At 59.3% G+C, this 23234-nt stretch carries 20 protein-coding genes, 3 pseudogenes and 1 riboswitch; of the genes and pseudogenes, 17 read left to right on the top strand and 6 right to left on the bottom strand.

Annotated features, from left to right (window positions below; all coding sequences use genetic code 11):
• The first annotated feature begins 1213 nt into the window (after nt 1–1213).
• The 9 genes and pseudogenes from NKH63_RS30420 (at nt 1214) to NKH63_RS30380 (ending at nt 11079) form a co-directional block, all read left to right on the top strand.
• Entirely contained in the window at nt 1214–2371 is a 1158-nt protein-coding gene (locus NKH63_RS30420) for a porin (protein WP_352691548.1), read from the top strand.
• A 14-nt stretch (nt 2372–2385) separates the two neighbouring features.
• Nucleotides 2386–2595: pseudogene (locus NKH63_RS30415) on the top strand (bifunctional hydroxymethylpyrimidine kinase/phosphomethylpyrimidine kinase); the annotation flags it as partial.
• A gap of 562 nt (nt 2596–3157) precedes the next feature.
• Nucleotides 3158–4531 carry a Fic family protein gene (locus NKH63_RS30410; RefSeq protein WP_352755812.1) on the top strand — a complete coding sequence of 458 codons (1374 nt, stop codon included), beginning with the start codon at nt 3158–3160 and terminating at the stop codon, nt 4529–4531.
• A 15-nt stretch (nt 4532–4546) separates the two neighbouring features.
• On the top strand, nt 4547–4669 hold the full coding sequence (locus NKH63_RS30405; protein ID WP_023679689.1) for a hypothetical protein: 123 nt from the start codon (nt 4547–4549) through the stop codon (nt 4667–4669).
• Nucleotides 4670–5091: 422 nt separating this feature from the next.
• Nucleotides 5092–5448, top strand: a complete 357-nt coding sequence (locus tag NKH63_RS30400) for a hypothetical protein (RefSeq protein ID WP_352920267.1) — start codon at nt 5092–5094, stop codon at nt 5446–5448.
• 228 nt (nt 5449–5676) lie between these two features.
• Nucleotides 5677–6387 carry a hypothetical protein gene (locus tag NKH63_RS30395; RefSeq protein ID WP_352755807.1) on the top strand — a complete coding sequence of 237 codons (711 nt, stop codon included), beginning with the start codon at nt 5677–5679 and terminating at the stop codon, nt 6385–6387.
• Nucleotides 6388–7416: 1029 nt separating this feature from the next.
• A pseudogene (gene glyA, locus NKH63_RS30390) lies at nt 7417–8754 on the top strand (serine hydroxymethyltransferase).
• Between the two features lie 54 nt (nt 8755–8808).
• Nucleotides 8809–9984, top strand: coding sequence for a methionine adenosyltransferase (gene metK, locus NKH63_RS30385; protein ID WP_352542141.1), 1176 nt, complete (start codon nt 8809–8811; stop codon nt 9982–9984).
• Between the two features lie 102 nt (nt 9985–10086).
• Complete coding sequence (locus tag NKH63_RS30380) at nt 10087–11079, top strand: adenosine kinase (RefSeq protein WP_352920264.1); 993 nt, start codon at nt 10087–10089, stop codon at nt 11077–11079.
• 32 nt (nt 11080–11111) lie between these two features.
• Here NKH63_RS30380 and NKH63_RS30375 read toward each other — a convergent pair whose 3' ends face one another.
• Entirely contained in the window at nt 11112–11774 is a 663-nt protein-coding gene (locus tag NKH63_RS30375) for a transposase (RefSeq protein WP_352542143.1), read from the bottom strand.
• Between the two features lie 289 nt (nt 11775–12063).
• Between NKH63_RS30375 and NKH63_RS30370 the strand changes: the two genes are divergently transcribed.
• Nucleotides 12064–12315, top strand: coding sequence for an MFS transporter (locus tag NKH63_RS30370; RefSeq protein WP_352458261.1), 252 nt, complete (start codon nt 12064–12066; stop codon nt 12313–12315).
• Between the two features lie 62 nt (nt 12316–12377).
• Nucleotides 12378–13211 carry a helix-turn-helix transcriptional regulator gene (locus NKH63_RS30365; RefSeq protein ID WP_352515945.1) on the top strand — a complete coding sequence of 278 codons (834 nt, stop codon included), beginning with the start codon at nt 12378–12380 and terminating at the stop codon, nt 13209–13211.
• A 317-nt stretch (nt 13212–13528) separates the two neighbouring features.
• Here the strand turns inward: NKH63_RS30365 and NKH63_RS30360 are convergent, their stop codons facing one another.
• Complete coding sequence (locus NKH63_RS30360) at nt 13529–13783, bottom strand: hypothetical protein (RefSeq protein ID WP_352468275.1); 255 nt, start codon at nt 13781–13783, stop codon at nt 13529–13531.
• A gap of 555 nt (nt 13784–14338) precedes the next feature.
• Nucleotides 14339–14539: riboswitch (cobalamin riboswitch) on the top strand.
• Nucleotides 14540–14634: 95 nt separating this feature from the next.
• On the opposite strand from NKH63_RS30360, the gene metE reads away from it, so the two are divergent.
• Entirely contained in the window at nt 14635–16980 is a 2346-nt protein-coding gene (gene metE / locus NKH63_RS30355) for a 5-methyltetrahydropteroyltriglutamate--homocysteine S-methyltransferase (protein WP_352920261.1), read from the top strand.
• 36 nt (nt 16981–17016) lie between these two features.
• On the opposite strand, the gene NKH63_RS30350 is transcribed toward metE, so the two are convergent.
• Genes NKH63_RS30350 through NKH63_RS30340 form a run of 3 tightly spaced genes read right to left on the bottom strand, consistent with a single transcriptional unit; the run spans nt 17017 to nt 19517 of the window.
• The gene (locus NKH63_RS30350; protein ID WP_352920259.1) at nt 17017–17295 is read right to left on the bottom strand and encodes an FMN-binding negative transcriptional regulator; all 279 of its coding nucleotides are present in this window, start codon (nt 17293–17295) and stop codon (nt 17017–17019) included.
• A 34-nt stretch (nt 17296–17329) separates the two neighbouring features.
• Entirely contained in the window at nt 17330–18232 is a 903-nt protein-coding gene (locus NKH63_RS30345; RefSeq protein WP_352920256.1) for a dihydrodipicolinate synthase family protein, read from the bottom strand.
• A gap of 52 nt (nt 18233–18284) precedes the next feature.
• The gene (locus tag NKH63_RS30340; protein ID WP_352920253.1) at nt 18285–19517 is read right to left on the bottom strand and encodes a trans-sulfuration enzyme family protein; all 1233 of its coding nucleotides are present in this window, start codon (nt 19515–19517) and stop codon (nt 18285–18287) included.
• A gap of 82 nt (nt 19518–19599) precedes the next feature.
• On the opposite strand from NKH63_RS30340, the gene pdxR reads away from it, so the two are divergent.
• From pdxR to NKH63_RS30315, 5 genes and pseudogenes are all read left to right on the top strand, one after another.
• A complete protein-coding gene (gene pdxR / locus NKH63_RS30335) occupies nt 19600–21096 on the top strand; it encodes a MocR-like pyridoxine biosynthesis transcription factor PdxR (protein ID WP_502896383.1) in 1497 nt (498 codons plus the stop codon).
• Nucleotides 21097–21252: 156 nt separating this feature from the next.
• A pseudogene (locus NKH63_RS30330) lies at nt 21253–21330 on the top strand (MOSC domain-containing protein); the annotation flags it as partial.
• A 214-nt stretch (nt 21331–21544) separates the two neighbouring features.
• The gene (locus tag NKH63_RS30325; RefSeq protein WP_352920250.1) at nt 21545–21928 is read left to right on the top strand and encodes a phenylalanine--tRNA ligase beta subunit-related protein; all 384 of its coding nucleotides are present in this window, start codon (nt 21545–21547) and stop codon (nt 21926–21928) included.
• Nucleotides 21929–21971: 43 nt separating this feature from the next.
• A complete protein-coding gene (locus NKH63_RS30320; RefSeq protein WP_352920247.1) occupies nt 21972–22127 on the top strand; it encodes a phenylalanine--tRNA ligase beta subunit-related protein in 156 nt (51 codons plus the stop codon).
• Between the two features lie 552 nt (nt 22128–22679).
• The gene (locus tag NKH63_RS30315; protein ID WP_352920243.1) at nt 22680–23009 is read left to right on the top strand and encodes a helix-turn-helix domain-containing protein; all 330 of its coding nucleotides are present in this window, start codon (nt 22680–22682) and stop codon (nt 23007–23009) included.
• Here the strand turns inward: NKH63_RS30315 and NKH63_RS30310 are convergent.
• Nucleotides 23006–23234, bottom strand: a 229-nt coding sequence (locus NKH63_RS30310; protein WP_352920240.1) for a hypothetical protein, incomplete at its 5' end; no start/stop codon positions are given. The genes NKH63_RS30315 and NKH63_RS30310 overlap by 4 nt on opposite strands.

Raw genomic sequence — 23234 nt, 5'->3', positions numbered from 1 at the left:
CGGCGCTCTAACGCCGGATGATTCGAGGTTGAACACCCCGGAGACTACGCCAACTCCCAATTCCAACCACTCCCGCTACGGCACCGCCGACCGCCCCAGAGAACTCTGACACAGTCGGATAGATAGTGTACCAAGGCAGGCCGGCCTCGCGATATTTTGTGGTCTGCAACAGTTACCGTCCCATGCTGATAACCGCCAACCTTACCGCTGCGCTCGCCTGTGTCTTTGCGCTATGTCAGTCCGTTCCGCTTTGGCCTCGAAACTTGTATTTCTCAGCAATAGCGGCCGTTCAGTCTTGGCTGGAAGGTCAGCGACTGGCCATGGCTGTTCCCGCCGCGACCCTCACGCGCACCGTTTGGTTCCACCATCCCTTCCCTTCAGCCTGCGCCTAGTCGAGTAGATTCTGCTGAGCGCGGCTGCCGCATCCAACGAGATAACACGGCGTTGGGACCAGACTTTGCTCGCCAGCTAGCGCAGCCCCATAGTGATCTCTGGCATCTCGATGAGCTCGTTGTGTGAATTGCTGGCAAGAAGCATTAGCTGTGGCGCGCCGTCTATCAGGACGAGAGGCTGCTCGACGCGACCGTCAGGTCGGCCGCAATGCCAAGGCCGGCGCGCCTACTGACTCCGTGGTGGAGGCAAGGCTGCGCGTCAGCGCGTGATTACCGATCATCGCGCTCGCCAAAATGACGGCGTCGTACCGAGCGGTGCCGCCGCGGGATGTCTCAACGTCGGGGCTCACAGCAAACAAAGCTGTCGCCATTGAACGAAACTGTCGCGAAGCGAACAGACGAACCGTAGCCGAAACGTTTGCCGTTCGTGCTTGGGTTGATCCGCAAGGCAAAAAGGAAGGAAGAGCGAACCAAGGTCCGCCGGCACACTTGAGCTTCAAGCCGCAGCTGCGTCGTCAGGATGGCACGTCATTTGCAGTAGAAGCCTTTGTGACGGCCCGCCCACAACTAGCGGAGATGACGGGGATGATTTGTACTGAAATGTTGGATGGCGTCGTTTCGGCGATTATTATATTTGTAATAACAATCGCATATTTGTAACAATAACGCCCAATCATATTCTCAATTTCTGATGAATATCTGGCGTGACGAGCGCATCAAACTGCTCAAATTTCAACTCAATGCGCATCGTTATCACTGTTTCCTTAGCAAGAGTTCATCACTGACGTCCATTCCTTTTACTCTTTGAACGGGGATCAACAATGAACATTAGGAGCCTCCTCCTCGGCTCAACTGCGGCACTGATTGCCGTTTCCGACGCTCACGCCGTGACCGCCGTTGCCGAGCCTGACCCGACTGAGTACGTTAAAGTCTGCGACGTCTACGGCTCGGGCTACGTCTACATTTCAGGCACTGAGACCTGCGTGCGCATCGGCGGCTATGTCCGTTACGACGTCGGCTTGGGCCATGTCGGATTGGTTGATCACGCAAGAACCTCGGATGTGAGGACTGGTGAGCATCAGGGCACATGGCAAAACAACACGCGCTTCACATTGAAAACTTGGACCGGCCAGGAGACCGAACTCGGCACGTTGAAGACCTACACCGAAACCCGCATGAACTTCGGCAACCGCCACACTTCGGTTTCGGACAGTTCTCGGTCCTATGCCTTCAACGGAGACAGCACCTTGACTTTCGCCTGGATTCAGCTTGGTGGCCTCCGAGTTGGTAAGGACTGGTCGGCCTTCGACATGTTTATTGGCGGCGCGGGTGACGTACTCAACCAGACGCCGGTTCCGTACGGCGCTTTCGATACCAATGTGGTTCAGTACTACTTCGACGCCGGGAACGGCTTTTCGGCCGTGGTTTCGCTCGAAGAAGGCTCGGGCGTGGTCGGCACAATCGACAGCTACGCACCGCACGTAGTCGGCGGCTTGAAATACACACATGGCTGGGGCGCGATCACCGGCGTTGCCGCTTATGATAGCAACTACGAATCGGTGGCCGCCAAGGTCCGTGTCGACATCAATGTCACCAACGAACTGTTGCTGTTCGGAATGCTCGGCTACGGTTCCAACGGCAAGCTCAACGACGACTCCACGAACGCCATCGACGCTCATGGTCGCGGCTTCTATAAGAGTTGGGGCGGGAACTGGGCTTTCTGGGCTGGCGCCACTTACAAGCTCAACGAGACAACTTCGTTCAACCTTCAGCTCTCCGGTGATCAGCTCAAGAACCATGGTGTCGCTGCAAACGTCGCCTATGCGTTTCTTCCAGATTTCACAGTTACGGCGGAACTCGACTATGGCCGCTACGGCAACTTCGCCGTCGGCAAGGTGGACGCTTCCAACGTGAACTGGACCAACGCCAACAAGAAGAGCAGTGTCGGCGGAATCCTGCGTTTCGAACGCTCATTCTAACGGATGAAAGGGCGCTGAGGCAGGCATCGCATGTACTTGTCGTCGGCGGATCGGACTCCAGTGGGGGTGCCGGAATCGCGCGCGATATCGAGACGCTCTCCTCCATGGGCGTGCGCAGCTGCCTTGCCGTCACTGCGGTGACGGTGCAAACACACGACAGCGTCACGGACATCCTTCATCTGCAACCCGGTCTGGTGGCCGATCAGATGCGTGCAGCGATCTCGCGGGCGTCGCGGCGTAGTGAGCGCGGGCGCGGCCGTGATGATCGTGGCGGGAGGGAGAGGTAAGGAGCGTCTTTCCTTTGAGAATTCGCGTTTACGGGTACCCACGATGCACAACGGGCGAGTTTTTCAAAGAGGCGCGTCCTCCTTCGAAGCGCTTCGGAGGGCCAGGCTCTAGGCTCGCCCCGAGCCCCTGCGTAGCCTGCGGGGGAGCTGGGTCTCGGCCCATCCGGGTAACGATCCTTCGCGCGGCTATGGAAACGATCGCATTTCCCGATTATCGCATAAAAAACTTGTTATCGCACGACTTAAAAAACTTGCAACTCCACAGCATCATTGACTTGTTGCCTATCAGCACTATATACTTGTAATCGCACAGCTCTAAAAAAGTTGCAAAGGCACGGCCATAGCCAAGCCCCATGAAAAACTCGCTGTATCACTGGCCGTCCTCAAAGAGCTGCAGGAGGGTGGGCGGCGCATATTCAAATCAGATGAGCTGACCCGCGTCCACCGGGAGCGGCTGCTGCAGAACGGGTTCCTGCGCGATGTTATCAAAGGCTGGCTCATGTCGACCGGCCCGCAGGCACGGCAGCAAGACACCACCCCTTGGTACGCGAGCTTCTGGGAGTTCTGCTCCCTTTACTGCAATGACCGGTTCGGCAAGGACTGGTTCCTCTCACCGGAGCAGTCGCTGCTTCTGCACGCGGAAGCGCCCACTATTCCGCCTCAGGTGGTGGTGAACACCCCCAAAGGCACGAATAACAAAATCGACCTGCTGTTCGGCACTTCGCTCTATGACCTCAAGGTCAAGGAGATGCCAGCCGAACTGACAGAGAAAAACGGCCAGCGCGTGTTCACTGTCGAGGCCGCCCTTACCCGGGTGCCGGAAGCGTTCTTCCAGCGCGCCCCTATCGAGATGCAGATCGCCATGGCGTCGGTGCGCGACGTATCAACCGTTCTGGCCCTGCTGCTTGATGGCGGCCATTCCGCCGTGGCGGGACGGCTTGCGGGGGCCTTCCGTCGCGTAGGACGCGACTCTTTTGCCGATGAAATCGTGGCCGCCTTCAAAGCCGCCGGCTATGACGTGCGCGAATCCGATCCGTTCGCGGGACAAATTGGAGTGACAACCATTGCGGCGGGCGTACCGCCGTTGGTCGCCCGCCTGCGCGCGATCTGGCAATCGCAGCGCGAAGCCATCATCGAGATATTCCCGAAGGCACCCGGACTGCCGTCCGACAAAGACGCCTATATGAAGTTCGTCGAGAATATCTACGAAAGCGACGCCTACCATTCGCTGTCGATAGAAGGGTACAGCGTCACCCCGGAACTCATCGACCGGGTGCGCGAGGGGAGCTGGAATCCGGAGATTGATGAAGAGGACCGCAAGAACCGGGATGCGCTTGCCGCGCGTGGCTACTACCTCGCATTCCAGAAGGTCAAAGACTCTGTTGCCGCGATCATCAACGGCAAGCCAGCCGGCGCGTTGACGCGGGACACCCACCGGGAGTGGTACCGGGAGCTGTTCGCGCCGTCAGTGACCGCCGGCATCCTCAAAGCCAGCGCGCTTGCGGGATATCGCAATCACCCTGTGTACCTGCGCGGCTCGCAGCACGTGCCGCCGCGTACCGAAGCGGTGGCCGATGGTATGAATGAGCTGTTCGACCTGCTGGAGGCGGAGAAGGAGGCCTCCGTGCGTGCCGTGCTGGGGCATTGGCTTGTGGGCTATGTGCACCCCTATCCGGACGGCAACGGACGGATGGCGCGGTTCCTCATGAACGCGATGCTGGCTTCAGGCGGTTACCCCTGGACAGTCGTCAGAGTCGATGACCGGAAGGCCTACCTCGCAGGGCTGGAGGAGGCGAGCGGCAATATGAATGTGAAATCATTCGCCGCCTTTCTCGCCGAACGGGTGAAGTGGTCTATGGAGAAGGCGGCGTGAGGTCGGTGGTGTGCCATGTTTAACTTGCTTGTCTCGGGCCACGGCGAGTGGTGGGAAACGCCGCCGTTCACGTCAACCATTGACCGGTTCAAGGAATCTAGCGGCGCCGAGGCCGAGGCTATCGACCTCGCGCCCTGAAACATTGCGCCGGCTGGAGGAAATCCCGGCGCTTTTGATGTACGAAGTCGGGGCGGGAGGCCCGCACGCGCGCGTGGTCCGGCACAGCCGCATACGCAATATCGTTCGGCGCGGACACGAACTGGCCTTCACCTTCGAGCCCGATCCGAAACATGCCTTTCTCGACCGGTCAGCGGCGTTGAGAATTGCGGACCGGCTGGGCATTCAACAGTTCGAACAGCACCGTACGCACTGGGCGATCAAGGATGGTGACATTCCGGCCGAGCTGATTGCCACCAGCACCGCTGAACGGGCGCAGCGCACCGTTGCCGTGGTTGCGGCAGAATATGTAGAAGCGCCGCGAGGGACGAAGGAGAGAAGCTGCCGAACTGGCCGAAGAACTGGAGGATTTTCCTCCCTCGCTGGAGAAAGCACTGTCGCTCGTGCCGGCGCGTATCCTTCAGCAGCCCACACCCGAATTATACCCGATCCTTGGGATAGAGCCCCGCACGCCCGAAGGCCGCAACGCCGTCGTGGCCGTCGTCGCAAGGGATCACAATGGGCAGGACTTGCCTGCCGACTGGTCTTATTCGCTGGCGTGGTTCCTGGACCTTTACGGCAGCGCGACGGAAGCGGGGCGCCTTGACGGCGCGCTGGCCGAATGCGCAACGCATATGATCGCGCTCGGCACTGGCGAGGGAGAAGCCGCCGCCCCGGTTGAAGATATCGCCTACGCACTCTGGCGCTGTTCGCGAAGCCCGAAACTTATCGGCGATCTGCGCCGGGAATCGCTGAGATAGCGCAGGAGGTTTTGTCGCTTACCAAAATCAACTGGAACTCGACCCAGATCAATCAGAAGCTTCCCATTCCCATTCTAGCAGCCAGAAGAGTGGGTGAGCTCTTTAAATATCTATCCGAGGAATCGATAAGCTCAGACTATCGCAGTATGCATAGTTTTTTCTGTTATATGGTCTGCTCGGCTGCAGGCAAAGAGCCCCGGATAAACTTCAGCACGAAAGCAGAATTGAATGAAGGTGGGCTACACGGAGTTCTCATTTGGGTATGCCTTCACCGAAAACCTTATCCGGTCATCGTCAGCCGCACCTGTAGGCGCGCCGGTCTTTCCAAACCTCATACAGGAGGGGCATTCTGGCGTTGACATCCGCATCAATTTCCCAGGGGTTCCGCTGTTTTTCCAGTACAAGCTTCCGGAGCTGATGAAGCGAGGAACTGCGTTTGAGATTGCGAGCGGACATTGTCCCGGTTTGTCGATACCATTTTTTCGGATTGCGATGATGCGCAGGGATGTGTCGCGTCAGCATGAACTGCTTCTTCGGCTTGAGGCGCGCTATCCGTCAAACGTCTTCTATGCGGCTCCTTGTATTGCAAACATCAGCGATTTCGACCGCTCTTATAATGGAGCAACCGTAGCACGGCAGTCCATTTTCGTCTCACCAGGGGATATTGGGCCCTTGCCAGACGACAAAGCGTACAGCCTTGCCTATAAACCTGGACTGGCAACTGGATATTTTGCTCGAAACCCAAGCCCACCAAAGTTCAAACATTTGATGATCTCGCTGCGCTCTTTAAGGAGCAGTTCGCCGAGAAGCGTTTTGCGGAAGTCGGCGAGGCGGCGCGTGAGATGCGCGAAAACGTACTTGAGCTTGCTTCGCCGTCAATGCGGCAAGCCGAACAGCTCATTGCTGAACGGGTCGGCGCGAGACGCATTCAGATTCTAGACGGCGCAGCCAGACCGCCGAGGAAGAGCGCGCAGTCACTGACATTCTCGGAGCGCGGGAAATTGCGCGTGTCGATCTTGGCGTCGACCTGCTGGTGGCCCAACCACGCTAACGACATCATACCTCGCTGATTAGCCCAGCTTTTGTCTAGGCCACAGTTATGAGACTACGAACTACTTGGCCAGGAAGAAGATCGGATTGAAAGCGAACCTTCCTTGTCATCTTTGCATCACGGTCAGTCTGCACGAGATTGACCGCTGCAAGCCGGGAGCAAGACCGGGCTGCGCAAACGTTGCAACAGACCCTTCAAGGAAATTCATAGACTCTTAGCAACTCCGGTTCGCTGTGAATGGTAGGCTTATTGCAACGTTTGAGTCAGTGGGGTCCGAACCGTGGCTTATTCTCCGACCCGCCGAACTGCGTGCAATTTCGGCTAAAGGCAATGGCAAGAAGAGCGCCCATCTTGTTTGTTCGACACAGCCATATCGGCTCAAAACAGTATCTTCACGGCCACCGAGATTGTCCGGTCGGTGGACAAGCAACCATATTATTTTGTTCGAAAGCTGCAACATCTGTGGAGAACGCGAAATGACAAATTCAGTAGGACGAGTGCCCAGGCTTTCCAAGTGGCTTGGTCCTGACCAATGCTGACACTGGTCAGTCGCCTACGGACGGCAGCGCATTTAGATCGCCTTCGAATTCTAGGCCTTTGCGCGCACGCGGACCTAACTGTCTGCCAGCTAGCGGAGATTCTGGGTCTGCGTCGTGAGCACGTTGTACGACACGTCCGGCTGCTGGCCAGAGCCGACTTTCTTTACTGCAACGAACAACGTCCGTGGTGCTCGTACAATCTCAAAACAGGAGGTAAGGACGGCGGGCTGGTTCAATTGTTGGTTGATCTCCTGCCCCACGGCGATGGCTATCACAAACGAGACCTTCAACGGCTCGAAGCGGTACGAGACACGCGGCCGAAGGGGACCGCATGCTTGACCGTGAAATAGATCAATCCAATTGGAGCGCGAAGCTACCATGGACAACTCCGCCGACAGCGCCATCGCGCAGCCCGACACTTATGGACGGTCTCGCTTGGCGACGGTTGATTGCCGCGTTCACGAACTGCTTCTAAGACAGGAGCGGCAGGAGCGGACGACGCTCAAACTGATCGCATCTGAGAACTTTGCCTCCTCGGCCGTGCTGGAAGCAACCGGTTCGATTTTCATGAACAAGTACGCCGAGAGGTACCCCGCTGCGCGCTACTACGCGGGAAACGAGATCGTCGATGAGCTTGAGAACCTCGCCATTGAGCGCTTGAACACGTTATTCGGCAGCGAACACGCCAACGTCCAGCCTTATTCCGGCTCGCCGGCCAATCAGGCTGTCTATCGAGCGCTTTTAAGCCCCGGTGACAAGGTGATGGGTTTGCCAATTCCGGAAGGGGGCCACCTCACTCATGGTTGGGCCATCAATTTTTCCGGAACAGACTATAAGCGCGTCCCCTATGGGCTGCACGAAAAGACGCAGCAAATTGACTATGACCGTTTGCGCGAAACAGCAAAACGCGAACGGCCTCGGCTCATTTGGGCTGGCGGTACTGCTTATCCCCGTATCGTCGACTACGCGGCAATGGCAGAAATCGCTCTGGAGGCGAACTCCTACCTCGTGGCCGACATCGCGCACATCAGTGGCCTGATTGTCGCTGGAGTGCATCCGAATCCCGTACCCCATTGCGACGTCGTCAGCAGCACGTCTCACAAGTCGATCCGCGGTCCCCGCGGTGGCTTCATTTTGTCAAGGAATGAAGATCGCTATCAAGCGCTGTATCATTCGAAGGGCAAATACAATCTCGCCAGACGAATAGATCGCGCTGTCTTCCCTCAACTGCAAGGCGGCCCCCATATGAATGTTATCGCGGCGCTAGCGTCGCTTTGCGGGAAGCCGCGGACCCGTCCTTCCGCAGTTACGGCCAACAGATTGTCAAAAATGCCAAGGCTCTGGCCCAGGCGCTTCTGGACCGAGGTTATGACCTGGTCACCGGGGGCACTGACAATCACATGCTGATCCTTGATCTTCGCGATCGACCACTATCAGGCAAGGCCTATGCCAAGCGGTTAGCGAAGGCAGGCATCATTACGAGCTTTAATATGGTGCCGGGCGACCCGCGCCATCCTGCGGTCACAAGCGGAATTCGCCTGGGGGCGCCAGCAGTGACGTCAATGGGCTTGCGCGATGTGGAAACCGTGCAAATTGCTGGCTTCATGGACTCCGTCCTCCGGCGAGCCAGAAGACGAAGATCTCCATGCCTGCGTGCGAAGAGACGTTGCCGACTTGTGCGCTGCGTTCGAGGTCCCGGGCCTCACCGACAGGTAAGGTGGGCTAAGCAAAATGCCCCATACAACTCCAACACCCGAAGCGAGGCATTTCATGGCTAGGCAGTTCGTGTTCTCTTCCGAATCGGTTGGCGCGGGACACCCGGATAAGTTGGCCGACAACATCTCGGATGCCATCCTCGATGCCATCCTCCGCACCGATCCCAAGGCGCGCGTCGCCTGTGAAGCGTTGGTAAAATCAGGGATGGTCGTTCTGGCTGGCGAGATTACCAGCGATGCGCAGGTGGATTATAGCCAAGTTGCGCGCGATACGATTCTCGATATTGGATACGACAACGAGGCCGTCGGCTTTGACGGCCGGCGTTGCTCCGTCGTTCATGCACTCACCGAGCAGTCGCCCGACATCAGCCAGGGCGTTGACGAGGGACGAGGGCAGGACCTCCAACAGGGAGCGGGAGATCAGGGCCTCATGTTCGGCTACGCATGCCGCGAAACCGATACTCTGATGCCTTTGCCGATCCAGCTCGCTCATCGCTTGACGAAACAACAGGCAGATGTCCGGAAAGCACGACAGCTTGGCTGGTTGCGTCCTGACATGAAATCCCAAGTCTCAGTGCGCTATGAGGGGTTGCGCCCGGTCGCCCTGGATACCATCGTCGTATCGACCCAACATGACGAGCAGGTCTCGCAAGAGACGGTCCGCGAGGGCGTCATTGAGGAAATCATAAAGCCTGTCCTGCCGACCCACCTGGAGACGGAAGGCATCAGAATTCTGGTCAACCCGACGGGGAGGTTCGTAGTCGGCGGGCCGCGCGGCGACTGCGGTCTCACTGGACGCAAGATCATCGTCGATTCCTATGGTGGGATGGGTCGTCACGGCGGCGGCGCCTTTTCGGGCAAGGACCCGTCCAAGGTTGACCGCTCCGCTGCCTATGCGGCCCGGTATGTCGCAAAGAATATCGTCGCTAGCGGACTTGCGGACGTCTGCGAGGTGCAGCTTGCTTACGCAATCGGCGTGGCCAGTCCGGTTTCTGTCATGGTCAACACGTTCGGAACAGCGAGGGTTGAGGAAAGAAGGATCGAGCGCCTCATTCTTGAGTTGTTCGATCTCAGACCGAAGGGCATTATCAAGATGCTTGATCTCTTACGCCCTATCTACCGCAAGACCGCGACCTATGGCCATTTCGGCCGTGAAGAGCCTGATTTCACGTGGGAGAAGACAGACAGGGCCGACGAATTGCGTCGCGAGGCAGGACTTGCCGCCCCGTGAGGGCGAACCGATTGGCAAGCGGAAAGCCCATTCCCACTGGCCAGACCCGCCGGCGGCCGGCATGCCAGAAAGCCGGTGGGCTTTTGGCGGAGACATGAATTGATGCCGGACTATGACGTGCTTTGTATCGGGAATGCCATCATCGACATCATCGCCCAGTGCGACGAGGCGTTCCTGGAGACGAACGGCATCATCAAGGGCGCGATGAATTTGATCGACACGAGGCGCGCCGAACTGCTCTACAGCCGCATGGGCCCGGCCATCGAAGCCTCGGGCGGCAGCGCCGGCAACACGGCGGCGGGCGTCGCCTCCTTCGGCGGTCGCGCCGCTTTCTTCGGCAAGGTCTCCAACGACGCGCTCGGCAAAATCTACGCGCACGACATGCATGCCCAGGGCGTCGCCTTCGACACCAGGCCGCTCGATGGCGAACCGCCGACGGCGCGCTCGATGATCTTCGTCACGCCGGACGGCGAGCGCTCGATGAACACCTATCTCGGCGCCTGCGTCGAGCTCGGCCCGGAGGATGTTGAGGCCGACAAGGCGTCGGGCGCCGCCGTCACCTATTTCGAGGGCTATCTGTGGGACCCGCCGCGCGCCAAGGAAGCGTTCCGGCAGACGGCGAAGTTCGCCCATGCCGCCGGGCGCGAAGTATCGATGACATTGTCGGACTCGTTCTGCGTCGACCGTTACCGCGACGAATTCCTAGAGTTGATGCGCTCCGGCACCGTCGACATCGTCTTTGCCAACAGCCACGAGATCAAGTCGCTCTACCAGACCGCGTCGTTCGACGAGGCGCTGGCGCAGATCCGCAAGGATTGCAAGATCGCCGCCGTCACCCGCTCGGAAAAGGGCTCGGTGATCGTGCGCGGCGACGAGACCGTGACCATCAATGCGACCAGGATCCGCGAGCTGGTCGACACCACCGGCGCCGGCGACCTCTACGCCGCCGGCTTCCTCTACGGCTACACGCAAGGCCGCAGCCTGAAGCAGTGCGGCGATCTCGGCTCGCTAGCGGCCGGCCTGGTCATCCAGCAGATCGGCCCAAGGCCACGCCAGAATTTGCGCAGAGAGGCCGAGCAGGCGGGGCTGCTGTAGGTGGCGAGCCAAGAACCAGCTGCCCACCCTCCTTAATCCAGCCCGAGCCTTTTCTTCAGTTCCGCATTCTCCTTGCGGAGACGATCGGCAAGCAGGCTCTTTAGCCGCTTGTTTTCTTCCTCGAGCGCGACGAGATCCTTCAGCCCGTCACTGTCCGCCGCAGGCGCCGCCGCCTTCTTCCAAAGATAGTATGTCTGTTCCGAGATGCCGGCTTGCTTCACCGCGCTCTTGAGAGTAGCGCCGCCGCCGATCGAGGTCTCGATCTGCGCCAGCTTCTGGGCACGATCCTTCGCGGAGTAGCTCTTTCGGCCCGTTCGCGCTGACGGCGGTGCTTCAGTGGTCGCGGATATCGGCTTGGCAGGCGCGCTCGCCTCAGCTTCTGGCTTCCTCGACCGCCGCGCTCTCGTCTTCGGTTTTGGCGTTTCCGTTTTGTCTGCCGGTTCGCTATGAACTACTGCTGACTCGGTCTCCAGGGGATTGGCCATGAAATGCTCCACTCGCGGTTTGTGCAAAGGTTCAGCATCAAGGGCCACTACAGTAGAGTCAACAAGCTGACGATTTAACGGCTCGACTTCCTTTGTTGTCTCGGCCATCGCCGCGGCGATGTCGAAATTGCCCCAGATGGAACGTGCGGATTTTTGATAATTGCGCTTTTGTTTGATTTCCACGGTGAATGGTCGCGTCTGCCGCCTCATAGTTCCTTCCTGAATAGGAGAATGAAGTCGCCGCTCGAATTTTTTGGCGCTTCCTGCTTAGCGCGGAGCATTATCGTATAGCCGCTCAACGGACAAGTGATGCCGGTCTTCGATGGCTGACCATCTGGGGAGATTTGAGCGGCTTCGCACGTCCTGCGCATGCCTGTAAGGCCGCCAAGTTTTCTGGGTTAGCAGGCGCGCACTGTGGCAGCTTGGCTTGTACGGCGAGGCCATGGTTGAGTGAGGCGAAACAAATCCAGCCCCGCGGTCAATCCCGAGGCTTCCCACAATGGCGAAGAGAACATCTTCACTCGTTCCTTTTGAGCACAAGACCTTCCGTTCGCTATGGTCGGCTGCACTCATTTCGAACCTTGGCACCCTAGTGGAAGGTGCGGCGGCAGCTTGGCTGATGACGAGCATCGCAGCAGTAATTTTTGATCGCCCATTCGTGCTGTGTACCAGCCCTGTGTCTTGCGCAAGTGGTCACGAACGGCTGCCGGAGCCTCGAAGACGCCCTAAAAACACATGCTGCGATTTTTGAACACGCTTGACGTGTTAAATTAATTCATCCACGATGCGTGTGTTGAACACGCGAGGTGAGTTATGAACATGAAAGAGCTTAGGGTTCGACTGGGCATGACTCAAAAAGATTTGGCAGAGCAGATGGCAACAACGCAACAGACTGTGGCCCGTTGGGAAACAGGCAAAACGCAGTTGAACGTCGAGCAGATCAAGGACCTTTGCCTCACGTTGAAATGCACGGTCGAGGAGCTGCTGGGCTGGAAGATTGATGTCGAGGAGTGGCGCACGAGCCCGTTTGCAATTGCCGATGCCGAAACGCGATACGGCACGCTCAGAATCAAGACGACTGTTGGCAGCCGCCAATATCCTATCGATGAAAAGGCGCGTGAATCGATTTTACGTCAGTTGAAGGAACTTCATAATCTGCGCAGAAATAACACAAGCAGGCCATGGCTGTATTGTTGGAGCCTTGACAACAAAATACTCTTGATAAATCCGCAATATGTCCGCACCATTGAGCTTATCGGTGACGATGTAGAGGAGATGCCAGAGTATTATCATCCAGAAATCTATCGGGCTTTGGATGACTGGGATAAGGGTGAGGTTTCAGGAAAGCTGAAGAAAGAATGCGATGCCATCATCGCAGAGATGGGTGATCAGGAAGCCGTGCGCATGGCCTCCTATGTTCGCGTCACATATGACGACGGAGAAGATGAGTGGAACTTCTTGGATGAAGAAACCGCTACGACTTTCTTCGGATTGGAAGCTGCGACCTTTGACGTTCCCCAGTGTAGTTTCGCCGAAGTGGAGGAAGAAGGTTACTACCGAGCGCGATACGCCAACCTTGATCGCGTCGCGGTGATGGAGGTTCCAAGCGACCGTTATCACAGATTGACCGCGCCCGAGGAAGCTTAGAACCATCCACGAAGGGCGCATGTTACATCTCGACCTTGCGTGGTGCGTTTTCAGTACGAGATGACGTTAAGCGTAGGTAGTGGCAGGTAAGAGTGCTCGACCAGAAGCTCAACTGCCTCCTCAATATCGCTGCCGATGTGCCGCAGGACACGTCCACGGGAGCGTGGATAGGCGTGAAGTTCCTGCACTCCACGGTCCGCTCTCCCATCGCCGGTGTGTGCCCGACGCCATCTTGTGGACGAGCTTGGCCGCCTGCACCCGGTTGTATTCCGGCTTGCGGTCCGCCTGGGCGGTCCGCCGCGATGGCTATCTCCATGTCAATCGGCGCCGAACTTTGACTGCCCGCTGCTTTTGATGAATTTGGCGAGGTCCCGCGCATAATCACTCTTGGTCTTCTCCTTGAGGCCCTGTGTCGCGAACTTGTGGTCCAGCAGGGCAAACAGGTCCAAGTCCCCTTCCGCCTGTGGCGCTGGCTTGCCCTCACCGCCCTCGGCTTCCCAATTGGGGACCGCTTCTGCGCGCTGCACCGTGGCGATTGTCCGCCCAAGACGCATCACAAGATCGAACGCCAAACCGTGCGCGTGCACGACGATTTGCCGCTCAGGCCTCATTTGGACAGGACTTGAGCTAGCCCGGTGGTTTGAGCCGGGTTACCTTGAGCCGGTGGGCTGCGAACAAGCAGTTCGAGACATTGGCCTCGATCACTTCGCAACACGCCGCTGCGCCTGGCCTCGGTGTGCTCCCCCCGAAATCGTTGTGTCATATCACCGAGGGCATCACGGCCAACAGCTTCCACATGGGCAACAGCCTCGCCATTGAGCCGAATATGGTCGCGAGCAGATCACCAACGAAGCGGTCGGAACCTCAGAGCCGAAGTTCGACGCCGAGGTGGTTCGCGTGATGCGCTAAGCAGCACCACGGCGCTTGCCGGTATGTTTGCTGCCGGCAGCCGACGAACTCCTATCCTCCTGGACAAGGGCGCCGTGCGTCATTGCTTTGATTTACCGGCCGCTCAAGGCTTCCACAGTTTTCGCTTTCGAGGCGACCTTTGGAACATGCCAACGGAAATTTAACATAACGACATAAACATTTCTTTATGCGGCGTTGACAATGGAGCGAACTGCTGTAATTGTCTGCCGCGTCGTGGTTCTCCGTACGGCGCTGCCGCAGCGGAGCTAAGAGGGAAGCCGGTGCGATGCCGGCGCTGCCCCCGCAACTGTTAGCGGCGAGCCAACCCCACTCATGTCACTGAGGCGAATAGCCTTGGGAAGACGGGTAGAGGCTATGACCCCGCGAGCCAGGAGACCTGCCACGGCGAATTACGTCCACGGGCGGGGTGTCTCGGTGGCCGCTGCAGCCTGGCGTTCGTGCCGGCCTGCTAGCGCCTTCCTTGTCACCGACGCCCCAACCATCGGGGTCTGGCATGACTATCTCTCAGCAAATTCCTGTAGCAACGCTCGGCGTGCCCCGCTTCGGTCGTCGGCGAGAACTGAAATTCGCGCTTGAAAGCTACTGGTCCGGAAAATCGTCCGCTGCCGACCTTCTCACGACCGCGAAGGCGCTCCGTGCCGCTAGCTGGGAGGAGCAGCACGATCGCGGCGTGTCGAAAATCCCGTCGAACGACTTCTCGCTCTACGACCATGTGCTCGACACCGCAGCCATGGTCGGCGCCGTTCCATCCCGTTACGGCTGGAATAGCGGCGAGGTTCCACTTGACATCTACTTCGCAATGGCGCGGGGCAACCAGGGTCAGACGGAGGATTGTCGACACGCTGGTCACCAGCAGGCGGCTCATCGGTCTGATGTAACCGCGATGGAAATGACCAAGTGGTTTGACACCAACTATCACTACATTGTGCCGGAACTCAACGATGATCAGACGTTCGCCCTCTCGTCGACGAAACCGGTCGATTACTTCATCGAGGCTAAAGCTCTCGGCGTTCACACACGCCCAGTCATCCTTGGACCGATCACCTTCCTCAAGCTGGCGAAATCGCCTGCCGAAGGATTCGATCCCATCGCGCTCCTGCCGCGGCTGCTGCCCGTCTACGAGCAACTCCTGCAGAGGCTGAAGCTGTCTGGAGCCGACTGGGTGCAGATCGATGAGCCAGCGCTTGTCCTCGATCTGAACCCGAACGAACGAGCTGCGTTCGAATTCGCCTATGGCCAGCTGTCGAAAGCCGCGCCCGAGCTGAAGATCATGCTGGCTACCTATTTCGGGCCCCTGGGAGACAATCTCGAAACCGCGGTTTGTCTGCCCCTGGCCGGGCTGCATATTGATCTCGTGCGCGCTCCCGAGCAGCTGGAAACGGTGGGTCGGCTCGCACCGAAGGATCTGGTGCTCTCGCTTGGCTTGATCGATGGCCGCAACGTCTGGCGTGCGAACCTGCCCGCCATTCTCGACCGCATCAAACCGATCGTCGCCGGCTGGCCCTTGGACCGCGTCGAGATCGCGCCTTCTTGCTCGATGCTGCACGTGCCGATCGACCTGCGCATGGAGACCGAACTCGACGCGGACATCAGGTCGTGGCTCGCCTTCGCGGCCCAGAAGACCGACGAGTTGGTGTTGCTGGCCCGGGCCCTGACTCAAGGCAGGGATGCGGTGGCAGGCGCGTTGAAAGCGTCTGCCGAGGCTGCCGCCACTCGCCTGACATCCACGAAGATCCATGACCCGCTGATTGAGGGGCGGATCGCCAGCATTGACGACAGCATGAAGCGACGAGAGAGCGCTTTTGCCGAGCGCTCCAGAGTCCAGGCCGGCACGCTCGGACTGCCGCCGTTCCCGACGACGACCATCGGGTCCTTCCCGCAGACGCCGCAGGTACGCAGGGCGCGGGCCGCTCATGCGAAGGGCCAGCTGAGCTATGTCGACTACGAGACCTACCTGAAGAAGGAGATCGAGGCTGCAATTCGGTGGCAGGAAGAGATCGGGCTGGACGTGCTGGTGCACGGTGAGTTCGAACGAAACGACATGGTACAGCATTTCGGCGAGCAGCTGTCCGGCTTCGCCTTCACCCAGCATGCCTGGGTGCAGAGCTATGGGTCGCGTTACGTGCGTCCCCCCATCATCTTCGGCGACGTATCGAGGCCCAATCCGATGACGCTGCGCTGGTGGCAGTTCGCCCAGTCGCTTACGGAAAACCCTGTGAAGGGAATGCTCACAGGCCCAGTGACCATTCTCAACTGGTCATTTGTTCGCGACGACGTACCCCGCTCCGAAGCATGCCGCCAGATCGCGCTCGCCATCCGCGACGAAGTGACGGATCTCGAATGGTCCGGCGCAAGGATGATCCAGATCGATGAGGCCGCGTTTCGCGAAGGATTGCCACTGCGCCAGTCTGATTGGAACGACTATCTCGACTGGGCTGTCGAATGCTTCCGGATCGCTTCAACGGGTGTAAAGGACGCGACTCAAATCCATACCCACATGTGCTATTCGGAGTTCAACGAGATCATCGACGCGATCGCTGAAATGGATGCGGATGTCATTTCGATTGAGACGTCGCGCTCGAAAATGGAACTGCTGGACGCCTTCACGAGCTCCAAATATCCGAACGAAATCGGGCCCGGAGTCTACGACATTCACTCACCACGTGTCCCGGAAGTCGGGGAGATTTCGGACCTCGTCATGCTTGCCCGCGACCGACTGTCGGATGCCCAATTGTGGGTAAACCCGGACTGTGGCCTCAAAACACGCAAATGGGAGGAGGTCCGCCCTGCCCTCATGAACATGGTCGCTGCAGCACGTGCGCTCCGGGAGAAAGTGTAGGCCTGAGGGTTTCCTGGTTGCTCACCATGTGGTGAGTTACCGGCTGCCCCATGTCGGCTGTGAATGTGCCAAAACGCGATCACATCCTTTGAAAACGTCACTCGAGCGAGAATGTGCACTTCCTTCGGCACGTGTACTAATCGCGCAGGAGTAAAGAGTACCGTTTTCTCCCTGTGACGTGTCGAGTTCGAAGGGGATGTGATTGGCGTCGAGACCGCTCCGGCCATGGGTTATCAACATGCCAAGTGCGCTGTTCTCGATCAGTTCGTAAAGGACTTCTCGGCTCGGTTTTTCGAAATGCCCGGGTACATACATGATAGGTTCCTTCACTGGCCGCCGGGTTCGCTATTCACCGGTTGACATCCGATGGCAAGCGTTCCAACGCGGCGGCGATCTGGCCCTTCGCTGCTGAGGGCAGAGGCAGGATGGGACGCGGGGGGTCGGCACGGCAAATGTCGAGCAATTCGGCAAGTGCATAGACGACGCGAAGGCTCGAGAACTCCTTGAAGAGGCTCCAGAGCGGCGCAAGCGTGGCATCGATCCGTCGCGCTTCGGCCGCATCGCCCTGTTGCGCCGCCGTGACGATCTTCACGCAGACCTCGGGCAGGATGCCGGCGAGGACGCTGTACCATGTGTCGGCGCCGGCGATCATGGCCTCTGCGGCGTTCCAGTCGCCGCTGTAGCCGATTGAGAACCCTTCCGGCACAGTGCGCCTCTGGTCGGCCAGATGGCTCTTGATCGCATCGCCCTTGTCTGTCGGATTCTTGATAGCGACAATCCCACCCACCTTTGCCAGGCGGCTGACGAGTGCTGGGGTGAAATGGAAATGCGTCGTTCCTGGATTGTCGTAGACGACAATCGGCAGGCCGCTCTCGCACGCCACCGTCGAGAAATGTTCGAACACCTCGTCCTCAGTGAGCGGGGTGTAGGAGGCGGCCGCAAGCAGCCCCGCGGCAACTCCAAGGGCCTTGGCGTCCTGCGCGAACCTCACTGCTTCATCGGTGCGCAACGCGCCCACACCCACCACGACCGGCGTTCGCCCGGCGATTTCGTCCAAGGTCTCGGCGAGCGTCCGTCGCCGTTCCTCGCGCGACAGATACATGTAGGTGCCGGTGCTGCCGAGAAGACCGATGGAGTCGACCTGAGCGGCGCCAAGCCTGGCAATCAGCTTGCGCAGAGCAACGGTATCGACGCGGCCGTCACGATCGGCGGGCGTGATGGGAAACGCGGAAAGACCGCTCAGGAATGCCATGGCAAGGCTCCAGGTTTGTGCGTGAGCGCAGGACTGGCCGGACGACAGGTCATCACAAGGCGTCCAGAGCCCGCCGCAGGTCGGCGATTAGGTCATCGGCGTCTTCAAGACCCACCGAGAGACGCATGAGGTCCTCGCCGACTCCATCGGCCAGATGCGCATCCTTGCGGATCGGCTGACGAGCACGGGTCAGGCTTGCCGGATGATAGATGAGACTGTCGGCATCGCCGAGGCTGACAGCCCGGGTGATCAGGTTGAGCCGGTCCATCATCCGCCGCGCGCCCTCGAACCCAGCGTGGAGGCCAAAGGCTAACATGCCCGACCCTTGGGACATCTGCTTTCGCGCCGTCACCTGATCAGGGTGCGAGTCGAGGAAGGGATACCTCACCCATGCCACCGCCGGGTGCGCCTCGAGCGCCTGAGCCACCGCAAGGGCAGTGGCGCTATGCCGTTCCATGCGCAGCGTGAGCGTCTTCAGACCGCGCAGGATCAGGAAGGCTGACATGGGCGAGAGCGCTGCGCCGGTGATGTAGCGCAGGCCCGTTTCGTGCAGCGTGCGGAGCGTTTGCGCGTCGCCGAGAATCGCCCCGCCAAGGGCATCGCCGTGCCCATTGATGTATTTGGTCAGCGAGTGGAGCACGAGGTCTGCCCCATGTTCGAGCGGCCGCTGGAGCGCGGGGGAGGCGAAGGTGCTGTCGACTGCAACCTTTACACCGCGCGCGTGGGCGCGCTCGGCAATGGCAGCGATGTCGAGGATGCGGCTCAGCGGATTCACCGGCGTCTCGAAGAAAACAAGCCGGGTCCGCTCGGTGATCGCGGCATCGAGATTGTGAGGATCGGACAGGTCGACCGCGACGACCTTGATGCCGAAGCGGGGGACCGCCTGTTCGACCATGGCAAGCGTGTTCGCATAAAGTGTCCTGTGGACGATGAGTCCATCCCCTTGGGACAGGAGCGACAGGATCAGCGTCCCGAAAGCCGCCATCCCCGAGGCAACGACCAAACCTGCCTCGGCTCCTTCCAGATTGGCAAGCCGTTGTTCTAGGATCTCCGTCGTCGGATTGTATTCGCGCGCATAGAGCCTTCCGCCAAGCGCGGCGGCGGCCTCGTTCGCTGCCACGCTTTCGAATCCATAGGTCGAGGTCAAGAAGACTGGCGGCTGAACGGCATTGGAAAAGCCGGCGGGATCGTAGCCATGATGGATCGCCCGAGTGGCGAATCCGGGACCGGTGTCGTGGAGCGACCGCGTGAGAGCATCGGTTTCGGATTGATAGGAGCGGGTCATTCGGCCTCTAGATCTTGCTTGGGTTTCCGAAACATTGACGGCAAACTGGCTAATGTGAAATATCCAGTTGGCAATGAATGAAATGGTCCAGTCTTCAAGTGCCGGTTCTGCAGGTCGCTCGCACGCGATGGGTGCACGCCAGATCTATGAGGCTCTTCGCGAGCAGATCCTCGGCGGCGTCTATGAAACCGGTAGTCAGCTGCCGTCCTCCCGAGGCCTGGCAAATGACCTTGGCGTTTCGCGAACGACGGTGACGGTCGCCTATGAGCAACTGACCGCGGAAGGTTTCATCGACGTCCGTCAAGGCGCACGACCCCGCGTTGCATCTTCGCTGATCGGTCCTGAGACGAGCCGCACTGTCGCGAAACGAGTCGGCCCGGTTCATCTGTCCGCCTATGGCGAACGACTGCGCGTCACGCCGCCCTGGCCGGATTATCTGCCGACTGGGCTGAAGGTCGATTTCCGCTATGGCGACCTGGCGCCGTCAGACTTCCCCGCATTGGTCTGGAAACGTGCGATGAGCAAGGCGATGGGGCAGCGCCCGTTGCGTCTTGCCTATGACGATCCTCGCGGCTCGCGCCGGCTGCGCCAGGCGCTCCAGGGCTATCTCTGGCGCGCCCGAACGCTGAGCTGCGACCTCGAGCAGATCATCATCGTCAACGGTTCGCAGCAGGGCCTAGATCTGTGCGCTCGCCTGCTTCTCGATCCCGCCGACCGCTTCGTCATCGAGGACCCGTGCTATAGGATGGCGCGTCAGGTCTTTGCCAGTACGGGTGCCTCGCCCGTCCCGGTCACCGTCGACGAGGACGGGATGAAGACGGAGTTGCTGGCGGGGATTGGTGCACGACTGGCCTATGTCACGCCATCGCATCAGTTTCCGCTGGGCGGCGTCATGCCGATCACGCGCCGCCACCAGCTTCTGGAATGGGCGCGGCACAACAATGCCTACGTGATCGAGGACGACTACGACAGCGAATATCGCTACGACATCAATCCGGTCCCTCCGCTGCACAGTCTCGAGGACCACGGGGCTGTCATCTACCTCGGCACGATCTCCAAAACGCTCTCGCCGATGCTGCGTATCGGCTACCTCGTCGTCCCGCCGGAATTGCAGGAGGTCTTCGCAACCGCCAAACAATTCGCGGACCGGCATTCGCCGGTGGCTGAACAGGAGGCTCTGGCCTGTTTGTTCGAGAGTGGCGGCTACGAAAGCCATGTGCGGCGTGTGCGCAGGCTGAACGGCGAGCGTCGGGAGACGTTGTTGGGCGCCTTGCGGCGCAGCTTCGGAGATCGCATCGCTGTCCAGGGAGCAGAGGCCGGTCTGCACGTCGTCGTTTGGTTCGACGAACTGCCGCGATCGCGGGAAACGACCCTGGTCGAAGCCGCCCGAGGCGCGGGCCTGGGGCTTCACCTGATCTCGCCCCTTTACGAGCGGCAATCGGACGAAGGCCACATCGATCGCGTGGGGCTTGTCATGGGCTATGCCGCTTTGAGCATTCGGCAAATCGAGAAGGGCGTTGAGATCCTGCGAGCGGTTGTCAAGCAGGTGCAAGACGCGTTGCCGGGGCACGGTGGCTAAAACGGCGGGACGTGGCGTGCTGGCGAGGAAACCGACCCTTGGGCTGAACCGCATTTCGTTGAAAGCCAACTGGACTGGGAAAACGCCATACCATGCTGTTGATCAGGCCAGTTTGGCGGCAGATTTTCGTGCGAGACGAATTTCCGAAAGCGATGCATGACCCGGCAAGGAAAGCTGCTTCACATCCATATCGCGCCCGCTGCCTCCTATGAAATGGAGGATCTGGAGGAGGCGTAGCTTGTTGCCGGCCGAGGTGGGCTCGAGCACCCGCAAAACATAATCGACTCTATCAGGCCTTGTCCACCGCCGAATGATGGAATTATCCAGCGCATGGTGCGGCATGGACCATGGCGACGCCAGAAGATCTGGACGCTCGACAAGCACCTTTCTTGAAACATTTCCCGAACCACCCGCAGCGCAAAGCCTCCCCATGAGAAAAGAGCTTCCCATGTCTTTCACGCCATTGATTGACCCCGAGATCAAGGCCCGCTACCGGGATTTTCATCTGATCAGCATTGTGGTGCGGAACGCTGGAATCGACGTGCCGGATGCACAGGCGTTGAACGATACGATTGCGGCGGCGGAACAGGCGGCGCTTCGCGATGACGCCCAAAGGGACGCGCGTCTTGCGGCGCTTGCCTACGAGGCTTTCGGCACAAAGGCCAATCGAACGCCGTGCTCGGCCGCCGCGCTTCTCAAGCGGGTGCGGAAAGATGGCTCTCTCCCGCGGATTTCCCCACTGATTGATGCCTACAATGCCGTCAGCGTGCTGTACGGCGTTCCGATTGGCGGGGAGGATCTCGATCTTTACCAGGGGTCCCGAGACTTTTAATTGCGAAGGGAGCGGAGCCATTCGGCACGACGAGCAAGTTGAAATGGTAACCGAGCATCCCGAACCGGGCGAAGTCATCTGGTGCGATGATGCCGGTGTCACGTGCCGCCGCTGGAACTGGCGGCAGGGGCGGCGCACCATGGTCACGGTCGATACCCGCGCCATGTGGCTCGTGCTGGAAGCCCTCGGCCCAATGTAGCTATACAGATGACGGGCACCGGAGAGCATTTGATGGGACTTATCCACGCGTTGTGCCCGGGGTGCGCGAATCGAAACCGCGCGGATCGACGAGTCCACTACATCTCGTGTCCCTTAGGGCATGGCCCACCTTTCGGAGAAACACCCCACCCAGCCCTGTCCGGATCTGGCGCTCCTTGCTCGCTCCGCTGGCCTACACAGTTGATTGCGAACGAGCCAGAACGGCTCTCGAAAACGAGCGTCGAACGAAATCAGATCACCTTTGTTCTCCCTTAGCGTTGTTTGGCGTACTTTTATCGCGATGCCTCCAGTGGGGATGGTCCAAATTGCGCAAGCTCGGTCGAGTGATCGCGGAGAAGCTTAATGTCGACTAAATCGAAATTCATGGAGCGGTACGGACAACGGGTGCGAACCCGGGACGTCGTCCCGGTGTCGTCAGGCTCTCCCGTCCGACTGAGCCTCAGTTTTCTTCACGGCGCGAATACTCCTGAGGCCGCCCGGATTCTCGTTAAGACAGCTGCCGCTCAGGACGGCCCACGCGATACTCACGGAGATGGTCGATCACGGCAAGGCGTTCGTGACGGTTCCTTGCGTCGACGACCTATTGGCACTGAAGAATGAACTGTCGTCCGCAGGCGTGATCGCGAAGGTTCATGCGCCGCGGCCGATAAGTGTTCGCGAAGCCCGGGATCGCACGAAGCTCTCTCAGGAGGCATTCTCCGTGAGGTATGGCCTCGATCTGGCAACGCTTCGAAACTGGGAGCAAGGTCGCTCGAAACCGGATGCAGCGGCGAATACTCTCCTTTGGACCATCGCCCGGAATCCGGAAGCAGTCGAAGAATCGCTGGACATGGAGGACGGAGTGGCTGCCCCTTCGCCCTAAGGGGGCCGATCACTTCGGCGCGCGGCAATTCGGCCGCCAGCGCGATGGGATAGTGTGCTGAAGGTTCTGCAAAAAGTTTTGGAGAGAGAACGGCGCTTGCTCTGAGGGGCGAGCGGCCATGGCACGGTGGTGACGTTGCGATCACCGATTCCCGTGGAAGGGGAAGTGCCATGACCAATCGAGAAGTTAAACTGAGCAGGGGCGAGTTGAAAGCGTTGCTGCTGT

This window comes from Mesorhizobium sp. M0960, from assembly GCF_040319055.1.
Taxonomy (GTDB): domain Bacteria; phylum Pseudomonadota; class Alphaproteobacteria; order Rhizobiales; family Rhizobiaceae; genus Mesorhizobium.
The sequence above is the reverse complement of the archived record's forward strand: the minus strand, read 5'-3'. Positions and strand labels throughout refer to the sequence as shown.